The sequence below is a fragment of the Achromobacter ruhlandii genome (assembly GCF_002082135.1).
Lineage (GTDB): Bacteria > Pseudomonadota > Gammaproteobacteria > Burkholderiales > Burkholderiaceae_B > Achromobacter > Achromobacter ruhlandii.
Map to the genome: position 1 here is coordinate 1,547,639 of NZ_CP017433.1, position 13,882 is coordinate 1,561,520.

Sequence of the window (13,882 nt, forward strand, 5' to 3'; positions counted from 1 at the left end):
CAGGGACAACGCCGGCCGGGCCGGACGTTGCTGGAGACAACCCGCGCGCCGCCCCAGGCGGCCGCCTTTCGCCGCTGCCCGCGGCCTTGCGCAATGACTACCGCTGCATCCCCTCTGGCCCCGGACGCCGCCGTCCGCCGGCGCGACTGGCAGATCATCCTCCTGATCGGCGTGGCCCACGCCTCGTCGCATTTCTTCCAACTGGTCCTGCCGTCGCTATACGTGTCGCTTGGCAACGAGTTCGGCCTGGACTTCGCCCGCCTTGGCCTTCTAGTGTCGACCTTCTACGTGGTCTCGGGCATTGGCCAGGCCTCGTCCGGCTTCGTGGTGGACCGCATCGGCGCGCGGCCGGTGCTGTGGTTCGGCCTGGCCTGTTTCGTGCTGTCAGGGCTGCTGATCGGCTCGGCCACCGGCTACCCCATGCTGATGGCGGCGGCCGTGGTCGGCGGCATCGGCAATTCGGTGTTCCACCCGGCCGACTATTCCATCATCAACCACCGCGTCACGGCGCCGCGCCTGGGCCACGCCTTTTCGGCCCATGGCCTGACCGGCAACCTGGGCTGGGCGCTCACGCCCGTGTTCATGACCTCGATCACGCTGCTGGCGAACTGGCGCGTGGCGGCCTACAGCGCGGCCGCGCTGGTGGCCTTCGTGCTGCTGCTGACCGTGCTCGGCCGCAACCTGCTGGGCGGCGCGGAACCGGCCCAGGCGGACGACGCCAAGGCCGGCGCGCGCGCCGCGCCCAAGCCGCAGGAAAGCGTGTTGACGACCCTGGCCACGCTGCTGTCCAAGCCGGCGCTGTGGGGCGCGTTCCTGTTCTTCGCCTGCACCTCGATCGCGCTGTCGTCGGTGCAGAACTACACCATTCCGCTGCTGGGCCAGCTGTACGACCTGTCCAAGGTGGCGGCCAGCTCGGCGCTGTCCGGCTACATGGTGGCGTCGGCGGTGGGCATGGCGGCCGGCGGCTTCCTGGTGTCGGCCAACCCGCGCACCGAACGCACGGTGATGGTGGCGCTGATCCTGGCCGGCCTGACGCTGGTGGTGCTGGCCCTGGGCCTGGTGCCGGCGCTGTTCGCCGCGCCGGTGGTGGCGCTGGCCGGCTTCTGCTCGGGCGTGGCCGCGCCGTCGCGCGACATGCTGATCCGGCGCGTGACGCCCAAGGGCTCGACCGGCTCGGTCTACGGCCTGGTGTATTCCGGCATGGACGTCGGCTCGGCGCTGGGGCCGCTGGCCTTCGGCCTGCTGTTGGACGCGGGGTTGCGCCAGGGGCCGTGGATCGGCGCGGGCGTGGCATTCACCGCCGCCGCGCTGCTGGCGCAGTGGATCGCGGTGCAGGCGCGCCGGGCGGATCCCGCCGCCGCGGTGCCGGCGCGTTCCTGACACGCCCGCCGCGCGCCATGGCCGCAAGCAGAACGCCGCCCGAGGGCGGCGTTCTGCTTTGGGGGACGGCGGATTCGCCGTCGTCCCCGGAGGTAGAGGGCGCTTGTCGCGCCCGGGGTCAGCCTTGTGCCTCGATATGGGCGGCGATGGCGCGGCCGATGTCTTCGGTGCGGGCCTTGCCGCCCAGGTCGGGCGTGCGCGGGCCGTCCTTCAGGCAGTGCTCGATGGCCGCCAGGATGGCGTCGTGCGCGTCCTGGCTGCCCAGGAACTGCAACATCAGCGCGCCCGACCAGATCATGGCGATGGGGTTGGCGATGCCCTTGCCGTAGATGTCCGGCGCCGAGCCGTGCACGGGCTCGAACAGCGACGGGAAGGCGCGCTCCGGGTTCAGGTTGGCCGACGGCGCGATGCCGATGGTGCCGGTGCAGGCCGGACCCAGGTCCGACAGGATGTCGCCGAACAGATTGGAGGCCACCACCACGTCGAAGCGCTGCGGCTGCAGCACGAAGCGCGCGGCCAGGATGTCGATGTGCTGCTTGTCGGTCTTGACGTCCGGATATTGCTGGCCGACGGCGTCGGCGCGCTCGTCCCACCACGGCATGCTGATGGCGATGCCGTTGCTCTTGGTGGCGATGGTGAGCTGCTTGCGCTGGCGCTGGCTGGCCAGCTCGAAGGCATAGCGCATGACGCGGTCGGTGCCGTGGCGGGTGAAGACCGATTCCTGGATCACGATCTCGCGCTCGGTGCCGGAGAACAGGCGCCCGCCCAGGTTGGTGTACTCGCCCTCGGTGTTCTCGCGCACGATGAAGAAATCGATGTCGCCCGGGCGCTGGCCGGCCAGCGGGCAGGGCACGCCCTCGAACAGGCGGACCGGTCGCAGGTTGATGTACTGGTCGAATTCGCGGCGGAATTTCAGCAGCGAGCCCCACAGCGACACGTGGTCCGGCACCGTGGCGGGCCAGCCGACCGCGCCGAAGTAGATGGCGTCGTAGCCCTGCAATTGTTCCTTCCAGTCGGGCGGCATCATTTCGCCGTGCTGCGCGTAGTACTCGCAGTTGGCCCAGGGGAAGGTGTCGATCTGCAGCGCCAGGCCGAAGCGGCGGGCGGCGGCCTCGACGGCGCGCAGGCCTTCGGGCAGGACTTCATTGCCGATGCCGTCGCCGGCGATGGCTGCGATTTTGTGAACGTGGGACATGGAGAGCGACCTGAAAAGGGAAGAGGAAAGAACGTCCCGCGCCGCGCCATCGGGCGCGTTGCAGGCAATGGCAGCCATGGTAGGCGCGCCTACAGTCCATCTACAATGATCCATCGCGTGAAATGAATATGCATGAATCATGAATAATGACCTGCTGCCCGCCGACCTGCGCGTGTTCAACGCGGTGGTGCGCGCCTCCAGCTTTTCCCGGGCTGCTGAAGACCTGGGCATGTCGGCCGCCTACGTCACCAAGCGCATCCGGCTGCTCGAAGCCAGCCTGGGCACGCCGCTGTTCCATCGCACCACGCGGCGCGTGGTCGTCAGCGAAGCGGGCGAGCGTGTCTACCACTGGGCCCAGCGCATTCTGGACGACGTCGAGCACCTGGTCGAAGAGGTGGGCGTCACGCGCCGCGAACCGCGCGGGCTGCTGCGCATCTGCAGCAGTTTTGGCTTTGGGCGGCGAGTGGTGGCGCCGGCGCTGTCGGCGTTCGTGTCGCGCCATCCCCAGGTGCAGGTGCGCTTCGAGGTGTTCGACCGCCTGGTCGATGTGGCCGCCGAGGGTTACGACCTGGACGTACGGGTCGGCGACGATATCGCACCGCATGTGATCGCGCGCAAGCTTGCCGCCAACCACCGGCTACTGTGCGCCGCGCCGTCTTACCTGGCCGAGCGCGGCGTGCCGCGCAAGCTGGACGACCTGGCGGCGCACGATTGCCTGGTGATCAAGGAGCGCGACCATCCCTTCGGCGTCTGGCGCATGCGGCGCGGCGAGCGCGAGCACACCGTCAAGGTGCGCGGACCGCTGTCGGCCAACAATGGCGAGATGGTGGTGCAGTGGGCGGTGGACGGCCGCGGCATCATTCTGCGCTCGGCCTGGGATGTGGGGCCGCTGATCGCCGCCGGCAAGCTGGTGCCGGTGCTGCCTCAATACCGCCAGGAGGCCAATATCTGGGCCGTGTATCCGGCGCGGCTGAACGCTTCGGCCAAGGTGCGCGTGTGCGTGGATTTCCTGGAGGCGCATCTGCGCCAGCTTGACGCGAACGACTGATGCGATCGGCCCGCGCGGCGCGCTGGCCAGTCGGATCGAGGCAGCTAATCCAGGCCGCCTATCGAGGCAGCCTCTAGGCCGCTAATCGAGGCAGCCTCTAGGCCGCTAATCGAGGCCGCTAATCGAGGCCGCGAATCGATGTCCGCGCTCGATGCACGCGTCCGCGGCGGGGCATGGGGCGGCGACAGGTCGGCGTGTTCGGATTGCGTCAGGTCAAGCGGCCTTGGCGGGGCGAGACGGCGCGCTGGCGCCCTTGACGCATCGCAAGCCGCCCGCCGGCCCGCTCCGCTGTAATGACCTTGCGAACGATAAGGTTATTTCAACAGGAGAAAGCCATGAGAAAGAAGCACGCGATGCTCGCGGCGGGTGTCGTCATTGCGCTATGGGCGGGCCAGGCGTCGGGTGCGCCTCGCCAGGAACCGATCCAGCCGATCGAGGCGGCGGTGGTCAAGGACCCGGCCAAGGTGGAACTGGGCAAGAAGCTGTTCTTCGACCCGCGCCTGTCGCGCTCGGGCGCGATCTCCTGTAATTCCTGCCACAACCTGGGCATGGGCGGCTCGGACAACCTGAAGGCGTCGATCGGCCACAAGTGGCAGCAGGGTTCGATCAACTCGCCCACGGTGCTCAATTCCAGCCTGAACATCGCCCAGTTCTGGGACGGCCGCGCCAAGGACCTGCGCGAGCAGGCCGGCGGCCCGATCGCCAATCCGATGGAAATGGCCTCCACCCACGAACTGGCGGTGCAGGTGCTCAATTCCATTCCGGGCTACCGCGCCGAGTTCAAGCAGGTGTTCGGCAAGGACGGCATCACCATTGACGAGGTGACGGGCGCGCTGGCCGCCTTCGAGGAAACGCTGGTGACGCCGAACTCGCGCTTCGACCAGTGGCTCAAGGGCGACGACAAGGCGCTGACCGTCCAGGAACTGGCCGGCTACACGTTGTTCAAGAACAGCGGCTGCGTGGCGTGCCACAACGGCGTGGCGGTGGGCGGCAACTCGTTCCAGAAGATGGGGCTGGTGGCGCCGTACCAGACCGACAACAAGGCCGAGGGCCGCGCCGCCGTCACCGGCAAGGACGCCGACCGCTTCAACTTCAAGGTGCCGACGCTGCGCAACGTGGCGCTGACCTATCCGTACTTCCATGACGGCGAGGCCGCCACCTTGACGCAGGCGGTGGACGTGATGGGCCGCCTGCAATTGGGCCGCACCTTCACGCCGGACGAGAACGCGCAGATCGTGGCGTTCCTGAAGACCCTGACGGGCGACCAGCCGGCGATCCAGTACCCGCTGCTGCCGCCGTCGGCGGACGACACGCCGCGGCCGGCGCCGTTCGTGAAGTAGAGGAGGGGGGCGGCGCCGTCGGGGAGCGCCGCCTGTGAAGGGCGTCGTTCGCCTCGGGGCGGACGACGACCGTTTTTACTGGCGCACCGTGCGCACGTCGGCCGGCGGCGCCGTCTCGACGTTGCTGCGCCACGGGTTGATGTCCAGCCCGCCGCGCCGTGTGTAGCGCGCATAGACCGTCAACTGCTCGGGCGCGCAGGCCTGCATGATGTCGGTGAAGATGCGTTCCACGCAGTGCTCGTGGAACTCGGCGTGCTGGCGGAACGAGATCACGTAGCGCAGCAGCGATTCGCGGTCTATCGGCTTGCCGCGGTAGCGGACCTGCACGCTGGCCCAGTCGGGCTGGCCGGTCACCGGGCAGTTGGATTTGAGCAGGCGCGAGCACAGGGTTTCCTCGACCACCTCGCCGGCGCGCGTGCGCAGCAGCTCGGGCGCCGGCTCGTAGGTGTCGATCTCGATGTCGAGCTTGTCTATATAGATACCGTCCAATTCGCCCATGCGCAGTTCGCCAAAGCGCTGCGGCAGGATGAAGTCCAGCCCCACGGGGGCGCCGGCGGCGGCGCTCAGGTCGCGTTCCAGCCGGCCGCGCAACGCGGCCGAGTTGACCAGCCGGGTCTGGTTGAACGAGTTCAGGTACAGCTTGAACGACTTGGACTCGATGATGTTGGGACTGTCGGCCGGCACCGAGAACGTGGCCATCGCCACCCGCGGCTTGCCCTTGGCGTCGAGCCAGGACAACTCATAGGCGTTCCACAGGTCCACCCCGGTGAACGGCAGCGGGCCGCTCGCCAGGTTGAGCGCCTCGCGGTTGTGGGCGCGGGCGATGGGGAACAGCAGCGAGGGGTCGTATTGCGAGACGTAGGTCACGCTCTGGCCCAGCGGGCCGTGAGACAGCGTCATGGAAAGGTCGTCGGAAAACGTGGAGATGACCGCATTGTAGGCGGTTGCGACGGGCCTATTTTTCGCATCATGAAACGCTGCTCCCGGCATGTGAAAGTTCGTGCTGCGCCGCCGCGCGAGGCCATTTCACGGATGACAATCGCGTTCCGCAATACGGAATGATCTAAATAAGCCATTGATTTATATAAATAATATTTTTCCTCTTATATAAGAGGCGCGGCCACATTGCTCCGCAGCACAGGCATAGACTTTCTCCAACGATTCACGCAATGCAACCCCGAAGTTTTCTTGCCTTTTCAGCCATAGACCAAGGAGCATGACCATGAGCCACCGCGAAACCGAAATCCGCAATCTGCAGAAAGACTGGGCCGAGAACAGCCGCTGGCAGGGCATCAAGCGCGACTACAGCGCCGAGGATGTCATCCGCCTGCGCGGCTCGATCGCCGTCGAGCACACCCTGGCCCGCCGCGGCGCGACCCGCCTGTGGGAGCAACTGCACAGCGAGCCTTTCGTCAATTCGCTGGGCGCCCTGACCGGCAACCAGGCCATGCAGCAGGTCAAGGCCGGCCTCAAGGCTATCTACCTGTCGGGCTGGCAGGTGGCCGGCGACGCCAACCTGGCCGGCGAGATGTACCCCGACCAGTCGCTGTACCCCGCCAACTCGGTGCCGCAGGTCGTGCGCCGCATCAATAACTCGCTGACCCGCTGCGACCAGATCCAGTGGATGGAAGGCAAGAACCCGGGCGACGAGGGCTACATCGATTTCTTCGCGCCCATCGTGGCCGATGCCGAAGCCGGTTTCGGCGGCGTGCTGAACGCCTTCGAGCTGATGAAGGCCATGATCGAGGCCGGCGCCTCGGGCGTGCACTTCGAGGACCAGCTGGCGTCCGTGAAGAAGTGCGGCCACATGGGCGGCAAGGTGCTGGTGCCGACCCGCGAAGCCGTGGCCAAGCTGGTCTCGGCGCGCCTGGCGGCCGACGTGATGGGCACGCCCACCGTGCTGCTGGCCCGCACCGACGCCGATGCCGCCGACCTGGTGACCAGCGACGTCGACGAGAACGACCGCCCGTTCATCACTGGCGAGCGCACCGTGGAAGGCTTTTTCCGCACCCGCGCCGGCATTGACCAGGCGATCTCGCGCGGCCTGGCCTACGCGCCGTACGCCGACCTGATCTGGTGCGAAACCTCCACGCCCAATCTGGAATACGCCCGCAAGTTCGCCGACGCGATCCATCGCCAGTTCCCGGGCAAGCTGCTGGCGTACAACTGCTCGCCGTCGTTCAACTGGAAGAAGAACCTGGACGACGCCACCATCGCCAAGTTCCAGCGCGAGCTGGGCGCCATGGGCTACAAGTTCCAGTTCATCACGCTGGCCGGCTTCCACGCGCTGAACTACGGCATGTTCGAATTGGCCCACGGCTACGCCCGCCGCCAGATGAGCGCCTTCGTCGAATTGCAGCAGAAGGAATTCGCCGCCGCCGACCTGGGCTTCACCGCGGTCAAGCACCAGCGCGAAGTGGGCACCGGCTACTTCGACGCCGTGACCCAGACCATCGAGGGCGGCCAGTCCTCGACCACCGCGCTGACCGGCTCGACCGAAGAGGCGCAGTTCGAGCACGGCAAGGAGCAGAAGGCCGCCTGAGCCGGACGGGATTGATTGTGCAGTTGCAGTTGTAGTGCTGTTGTAGGGTGGATTCAGGGTGCCTTCGGGCACCCTCTTTTTTTTGGGCGGGCGCCGTCGCGCGATGGGAGCGGCGTCCTACGGCCCGGCTGCCGCCGCGTTACCCGCTTCTTCCTTTAGCCATTCGGTGAACGCCTGGATAGGGGGCGGGCTCAGGGTGAACGGTTCGGGGAGCACCAGACAGAAGGCCTTGGAGACGGTTTTTGCCTGGGGCCATGGCGCTACCAGCCGTCCCATGGCGATTTCGGTTTCCACGTAGAGGCGCGGCACCAGCGCCACGCCCAGGCCGGCCAATGCCGCTTCGATCAGCATGGCATGCAGGTCATAGCGCACGCCCAGCGCCGCGTTGGCCAGGGGGATGCCGGTTTCCCGCGCATACCGCTGCCAGGCGTCCGGATTCTGCCGCCGGTGCAGTCGCGGCAGGGCGTCCAGGGCCATCGGACCGGCGTGGCCTTCCACCAGCGCGGGATGGCACACGGGGATCAGCACTTCGTCGAGCAAATGCTGCGTATGCATTCCAGTCCAGGCCGGATGCGCGAAATGGATCGCGGCGTCGAACCCGCTGCCGGCCAGGGCGAACGGCTCCAGTCGCTCGGCCAGATGCACGGCGATGTTCGGGTGCTGCCGCTGGAATCGTGGCAGGCGCGGAATCAACCAACGCATGGCGAAGGTGGGCACCGTGGCGATGTCAAGGTTGGCGCTGTCCTGCCGTTGCCCGATCAGGTATTGGCTGTCCCGATCCAGCCGGTCGAGCAGTTCGCGCACCTGGGTTGCGTAGCGCGCGCCGTTGGGCAGCAGCCGGACGCGGTTACCGATCCGCTCGAACAATGGAACGCCGAGAAAGGCTTCCAGCCGGCCGATCTGGCGGCTGATGGCGCCTTCGGTGACGGCCAGTTCGTCGGCCGCCCGGGCGAAGCTGCCATGGCGGGCGGCCGCCTCGAAGGCCATTAAGGAAGTATTGCTGGGAATCCTGCGGCGCATGGGGCGAGTTCCGGTTTGCCTTGATGTTTGCTCAATGAAGCATACCGAAAAATCGTTTTATGGCGTCTTTTTCAGGTCATACCATGATGAAACCTCAACCAAGGCGCCGGCCACGAAACATGGCCGGCCGCGACCGAACCCATGATCTACACCGTCGAATGCAGTTTTTCGGACCCCGCCAGCGAAGGGGCCTGGAATGATTTCTACAGCCTGAAAAAGCTGCCCGCGCTCATTTCCGTGAGCGGTTTCCAGACCTCGCAGCGCTTTCAGGCGCTGAGCGCGGGTTGCCCGACCTACCTCGCCGTCCATTCGATCGACGGGCTCGAGGTGTTGCTCGGCGAGGAGTATCGGCAGAAGGGCGGCGGCAACTTCGCCCGATGGCAGCCGCACATCACGGACTGGCACCGCAATCTCTATGCCGGCCTGGCGCAAGCCCCCGCCATTGCCGCGGACGAAACCCTGCTGGTGAGTGACGTCGGCCCCGAGCCGCTGGTCGCGCTGGGCCTGACGCCCGCCGCCATGCACGCCGTGGCGCTGGACAAATCGCCCGGCCACCGGTGGCTGGCGAAGTGCCCGCGTGGCGCGAAGAGCGAAGCCCCCGCATTGCCGTCCGGCGTGCACCGCTATGCGCCGATGACGGCACAGCTGACGAATGCGCGCGGGGCCGGCCGCGATGCGTCGAAGTAGCGCCGCCATGCCCAACGTGACATTTTTCTTCGCGGCGCCATGCATGCCGGCCGACCGCGATCTGGCGGAGTTGGCCGAGGCATGCACAGCGCTGTGCGTTGACGTGCTCGGCGCGGCGCTGGAGAACGTGCACATCATCAACCTGGCGGTTCACCCGGGGCGCGGACTTCCGGCGTTCGCGGAAGTCCAATTCCGGCTCGAACCGTTCCGCCCGCCCGCCGTGATGGAGGCCTTCATGGCGGGGTTGGATGAGGCCATCCTGCGCATCACGGGGCTGACCGCGCGCATCCGCTGCTTCGGCCATGCGGCAGGAGCCATCCATGCGCGCCATTGAGCATTCTGGAGGATCGCCATGCAACCCATGACCTTGCCAAGCCTGCGGATCGGTGAGTTTTCGATCACCGCCATCAGTGACGGATACCTGTCCGCCGCCCTTGAATCGCTCTCCAACATCGACCCGGAGGATGCCGCCAAGCTGCAGCGCGACGCGGGCGTCTCCGACCCCGGCGCCATCCATATCAATGGCTATCTGGTCCGGGGCAGGGGCCGCACACTGCTGATCGATGCGGGCGCGGGCGGATTCAAGCAATGGGGCGGCAAGCTCCTGGCCAACCTGGCGCTGGCCGGCGTGCAACCGGGCGACGTCGATACGGTGCTGCTGACCCACGCGCATCCCGATCACGTTGGCGGATTGCTGGATGCCGCGGGGCGGGAAGTCTTTGCGCGGGCCGAGCTGGTTGTGCATGCGCGGGAGGTGGCGTTCTGGCAAGACGATGGCAATCTCGCGCGGGCCAGCGAGCGCGCACGCGGCAACTTCCAGTTCGCCCGCAAGGTGTTCGGCGCGTATCGAGCCAGGATGCGCACGTTCACCGGTCGCGAGGTCCTGCCCGGCATCGACGCGGTGCCCCTGCCAGGGCATACCGCCGGGCATTCCGGCTTCCGTATCGAGTCCGACGGACGGAGTGTGCTGGTCTGGGGGGACATCGTGCATTTTCCGCAGATCCAGATCGCGCGCCCCGATGTGTCGATCGCCTTCGACCAGGATCCGACTCTGGCCGCCGACACGCGCTCGGCGCTGCTGGACATCGTCAGCGCGGACGGACTCCTGGTCGCCGGCATGCATCTCGGCGAACCCGGCTTTGCCCGTATCGCGCGCCAGGGCGACGGCTACCGCATCGCCTACGAGACCTGAGTGGGACGGCCCCGGTTGTTTCAGGCGGCGCGGCCGTTCGAGGCCAGGTAGGCACTGGGCGCCTGGCCCAGCGCGCGCCGGAACGCGCTGGTGAAGGCGCTCGCGCTGGCGTAGCCCAGGTCCAGCGCGACGCGGGTGACGGGCTGGCCCTGGCTCAGGCGCTCGATCGCGGCCAGCAGGCAGGCCTGCTGGCGCCAGGCGCCGAAGCTGATGCCGGTTTCGGCGCGGAACTGGCGGGTGAAGGTGCGCCGGCTCATGCCGGCCGCGGCGGCCACCGTGTCCAGGTCCGTCGTGATCGACGGCGCCGCCCACAGCGCGCGGCAGGCGCGCGCCAGGCGCGGGTCGGCGGGCAGCGGCGCGTGCAGCGACAGCGCTGGCATGGCGGCGATTTCGGCCGCCAGCAGCGCCATCAGCTTGCCGGCGCGGCCGTCCAGGTCGTAGAGCGCGGGCAGGTCGATGGCTTCATCGAGCAGGTGGCGCAGCAGCGGCGAGACGGCGTGGACCCGGCATTCGGCGGGCAGGCCCAGGGCCTGCGCGGCGCGCGCGGTGAGAAAGGTGTTGAGCATGGTCACCGCGCCGCTCATGGTCATTTGGTGATCCATGCCCGCCGGCACCCAGCAGGCGCGTTGCGGCGGCACCAGCCAGCGGCCCGTCGGCGTGGCCACGCTGATGGCGCCGCGCGCGGCGTAGGCGAACTGGCCGCGGCGGTGGGCGTGCAGCGGGAAGGTCAGGCCGGCCGGATAGTCGCAGGCCGTCACCACCACGTCGCGCGGAATGTCCTCGTAGGGATCGACCAGGGTATTGCGCATGGCCTGGATTCTACGACGGATGACCCGATATCGAAGGCGGGCCGGCTTTGCCGGGCCTAGGATGTCGGCATTGCCAATCGCGTCCGCCGCCCCGGCGGCGCATCGCCAGATCCCAGGAGCCGACATGGCCAACACTTTCCATCGCGTGGGCCACGGCCCGCATCCCGTCATCGTGCTGCACGGCTGGTTCGGCGACGCGCGCGCCTTCGAACCGATCGAACCCTGGCTGTCGGGCGCGGACTTCAGCTACGTCTTCATGGACTACCGCGGCTACGGCGGCATGCGCGAGGCGGCCGGCGAACATTCGATCGACGAGATCGCCGCCGACGCGCTGGCGCTGGCCGACGCGTTGGGGTTCGAGCGCTTCAGCCTGGTGGGCCATTCGATGGGCGGCATGGCGATCGAGCGGGTCGCGGCGCTGGTGCCCGAGCGGGTGCGCGCACTGGTGGCGGTGGCCCCGGTGCCGTGCGGTGGCGTGGCCATGGCGCCGGCCACGCGCGCGCTGTTCGACGGCGCGGCCGCGGACCTGGCCGCGCGCCGCGCCATCATCGACCGCAGCACCGGCGGGCGCCTGCCGGCGGCATGGGTGGCGTGGAAGGCCGACTATTCCGCCGCGCATTCGTCGGCCGCCGCGTTCGCCGCGTACCTGCCCGCGTGGGTTGGCACCGATTTCAGCGACCGCATCGACGGCCGCCATCCGGTGCTGGCCCTGGTGGGCGAGCACGATCCCGTGTTCACGCCGGCGCTGATGGCCGCGACCTATGCGCGGCGCTATCCGCGCACGACAGTCGAGGTGCTGGCCAATGCCGGGCACTATCCGATGAATGAAACGCCGCTGGCGCTGGCGGCGGCCATCGAGCGCTTCCTGCGGACCGCCGCCGGGGACTGAGCGCGGCGCACGCGGCGTTGCGGTCAGCCCGTTGCCGTCAACCGGCGGCGCGCATCGCCGCCAGGCATTCCGCCAGCGGCGGCACGGTGCGCGCCAGCGCCTCGACGGCGGCCGCGTCGACGCGGTCCTGCGGCGGGATCTCGGCCAGCACGCGCACATTGCCGAAGCGTTCGATCGCCTCGCGGTTGCCGGCCGACAGCGGGCCGCTCATGATCACGCCCAGCACCGGGATGGCGCGTCGGCGCAGCGCCTCCAGGCTGAGCAGGGTGTGGTTGATGGTGCCCAGGCCGCTGCGTGCGGCCAGCACCACCGGCATGCCCAGGCGCGCGATCAGGTCGATCATCATGTGGCTGTCGTCGATCGGCACGTACAGGCCGCCGGCGCCTTCGACAATCAGGGGCGCGGTCGTGGCGGGCGGCACGATGGCGGTGGCGTCGATCACCGCGTCTTCCAGCGGCGCGGCGGCCCACGGCGACAGCGGCGCCTGCAGCACGTAGGCCGGCAGGTGCAGGCGCTCGGGCGGCAACTGCGCCAGGCGCGCGACAGTCTCGGTGTCACCCGGTTCCTCGGCCACGCCGGTCTGCACCGGCTTCCAGTAGTCGGCCTGCCAGGCGCGTGCCAGGATGGCCGAGACCAGGGTCTTGCCGATGCCGGTGTCGGTGCCGGTGACGAATACGCCGTGGGCGCGGGAGTCAGTCATGTTTCTTCCAGATTCCATAGGCCAGGTGATAGGTCACCGTGGCGCCTTGTTGGTCGAACTGCGCCAGCACCCGCCGCAATGCGGCCGGGCCCAGCGGCGCCGTGCCGGGCGCGGGCGTGGTGGCGCCGATGCCCTTGAGCGCTTTGAGGAAATGCAGGCCGTCAGGATGATCTTGTATCAGCCGTTCAATGTGCACGCCACCGGCCAGATCGGCCATGGCCGGACGGATGGCGCCGCTCGGCGGATAGCGTGGCGTGGCGGCGGCCAGGCCGACGGCGTCATGGGCGGCGCGCCATTCCTCGAACGTGCCTTCGGCCAGCGTCGCCACCGCCAGGTGACCGCCGGGCGCGAGCAGGCCGGCCAGGCGGCCCAGGCCGCCGTTCAGGTCGGCGAACCACTGCACCGCCAGGCTGGAGCAGATCAGGTCATACCCGCCCGGCAGGTCCCCGGGGTGTTCGCCGTCCAGCACCTGGTAGCGGGCGGTGCCGGGCAGTGGCGGACCTTGTCGCGCCCGCGCCAGCATGGCGGGCGAGATGTCGGTCACGGTCCAGTCCGCCGGCCCCAGCCGGGCGGCCAGCGCCCGCGTCAGCAGGCCGGTGCCGCAGCCGATCTCCAGGATGCGCGGACGCGGCGGCAGCGGCAGCCGGCCGATCGCATCGGCCAGCCGCTCGGCGGTGATGCGCTGGGCGGGGGCATGTTCGTCGTAGCGCGCGGCGGCGGCGCCGAAGCGCGCGCCGACCCGGGCATTGCGCAGGTGGGCGCTCATGCGGCGGGCGCCACGCGGGCCAGGAAGGCGCGGATGCGCCGCGCGCACCAGTCGGTGTCGGTCAGCGGCAGCAGGTGGCCGCCGTGCTCGCGCCAGAGGATCTCGATGGCGGCGCCGAAGCCCGCCGTCGTCATCGGCGCGGTGGCGATCGGGTCGGCCGCGCCCGCCAGCGCCAGCAGCGGCACCGGCATCGCCGCCAGCGCGGCGCGCTGGTCGGCGTCGCGCAGGAACCGCAGGTCGCGCGCCAGCGGTTCGACCTGGGGGGCGCTGATGGCGCTGGTGTCGCCGCAGCGCTGGCGGAAATCGCGCAGCAC

The 13,882-nt window shown here is 68.8% G+C and carries 13 protein-coding genes and 1 pseudogene; 8 read left to right on the forward strand and 6 right to left on the reverse strand.

The features are described 5' to 3' along the window. The first annotated feature begins 93 nt into the window (after positions 1–93). Positions 94–1,380: an MFS transporter gene (locus AruCF_RS07045; RefSeq protein WP_049072761.1), complete on the forward strand. Its 1,287-nt coding sequence runs from the start codon at positions 94–96 to the stop codon at positions 1,378–1,380. Positions 1,381–1,498: 118 nt separating this feature from the next. Here the strand turns inward: AruCF_RS07045 and AruCF_RS07050 are convergent, their stop codons facing one another. Beyond that, the gene (locus AruCF_RS07050; protein ID WP_049072762.1) at positions 1,499–2,575 is read right to left on the reverse strand and encodes a tartrate dehydrogenase; all 1,077 of its coding nucleotides are present in this window, start codon (positions 2,573–2,575) and stop codon (positions 1,499–1,501) included. Positions 2,576–2,714: 139 nt separating this feature from the next. Here AruCF_RS07050 and AruCF_RS07055 point away from each other — a divergent pair, with 139 nt between their 5' ends. Both AruCF_RS07055 and AruCF_RS07060 read left to right on the forward strand, forming a co-directional pair. Then, the gene (locus AruCF_RS07055) at positions 2,715–3,623 is read left to right on the forward strand and encodes a LysR substrate-binding domain-containing protein (RefSeq protein WP_049072764.1); all 909 of its coding nucleotides are present in this window, start codon (positions 2,715–2,717) and stop codon (positions 3,621–3,623) included. Between the two features lie 335 nt (positions 3,624–3,958). Further along, positions 3,959–4,963 (forward strand): cytochrome-c peroxidase, encoded by a 1,005-nt coding sequence (locus tag AruCF_RS07060; RefSeq protein WP_049072765.1) that lies wholly within the window; start codon positions 3,959–3,961, stop codon positions 4,961–4,963. A gap of 75 nt (positions 4,964–5,038) precedes the next feature. Here AruCF_RS07060 and queF read toward each other — a convergent pair whose 3' ends face one another. Beyond that, complete coding sequence (gene queF, locus AruCF_RS07065; protein WP_059273064.1) at positions 5,039–5,863, reverse strand: NADPH-dependent 7-cyano-7-deazaguanine reductase QueF; 825 nt, start codon at positions 5,861–5,863, stop codon at positions 5,039–5,041. A gap of 322 nt (positions 5,864–6,185) precedes the next feature. Here queF and aceA point away from each other — a divergent pair, with 322 nt between their 5' ends. Further along, positions 6,186–7,505, forward strand: coding sequence for an isocitrate lyase (gene aceA / locus AruCF_RS07070; protein WP_020929020.1), 1,320 nt, complete (start codon positions 6,186–6,188; stop codon positions 7,503–7,505). Positions 7,506–7,622: 117 nt separating this feature from the next. Here the strand turns inward: aceA and AruCF_RS07075 are convergent, their stop codons facing one another. Continuing rightward, the gene (locus AruCF_RS07075; RefSeq protein ID WP_049072767.1) at positions 7,623–8,525 is read right to left on the reverse strand and encodes a LysR substrate-binding domain-containing protein; all 903 of its coding nucleotides are present in this window, start codon (positions 8,523–8,525) and stop codon (positions 7,623–7,625) included. A 141-nt stretch (positions 8,526–8,666) separates the two neighbouring features. Between AruCF_RS07075 and AruCF_RS07080 the strand changes: the two genes are divergently transcribed. The 3 genes from AruCF_RS07080 to AruCF_RS07090 are packed head-to-tail and all read left to right on the forward strand — an operon-like array spanning position 8,667 to position 10,404. Then, a complete protein-coding gene (locus AruCF_RS07080) occupies positions 8,667–9,212 on the forward strand; it encodes a hypothetical protein (protein ID WP_049072768.1) in 546 nt (181 codons plus the stop codon). A gap of 7 nt (positions 9,213–9,219) precedes the next feature. After that, positions 9,220–9,546, forward strand: coding sequence for a hypothetical protein (locus tag AruCF_RS07085; protein WP_049072769.1), 327 nt, complete (start codon positions 9,220–9,222; stop codon positions 9,544–9,546). Positions 9,547–9,564: 18 nt separating this feature from the next. Next, a complete protein-coding gene (locus AruCF_RS07090; protein ID WP_049072770.1) occupies positions 9,565–10,404 on the forward strand; it encodes an MBL fold metallo-hydrolase in 840 nt (279 codons plus the stop codon). Positions 10,405–10,424: 20 nt separating this feature from the next. Here AruCF_RS07090 and AruCF_RS07095 read toward each other — a convergent pair whose 3' ends face one another. Further along, positions 10,425–11,213, reverse strand: coding sequence for an AraC family transcriptional regulator (locus AruCF_RS07095; protein ID WP_049072771.1), 789 nt, complete (start codon positions 11,211–11,213; stop codon positions 10,425–10,427). A 124-nt stretch (positions 11,214–11,337) separates the two neighbouring features. Between AruCF_RS07095 and AruCF_RS07100 the strand changes: the two genes are divergently transcribed. Further along, a complete protein-coding gene (locus tag AruCF_RS07100) occupies positions 11,338–12,102 on the forward strand; it encodes an alpha/beta fold hydrolase (protein ID WP_049072772.1) in 765 nt (254 codons plus the stop codon). Positions 12,103–12,139: 37 nt separating this feature from the next. Here AruCF_RS07100 and bioD read toward each other — a convergent pair. Together bioD and AruCF_RS29790 are read right to left on the reverse strand one after the other, a co-directional pair. Further along, a pseudogene (gene bioD, locus AruCF_RS30185) lies at positions 12,140–13,568 on the reverse strand (dethiobiotin synthase). After that, a partial coding sequence (locus AruCF_RS29790) for an alpha/beta fold hydrolase (protein ID WP_367644009.1) occupies positions 13,565–13,882 on the reverse strand: 318 nt, incomplete at its 5' end. The gene AruCF_RS29790 and the pseudogene bioD, both read right to left, overlap by 4 nt.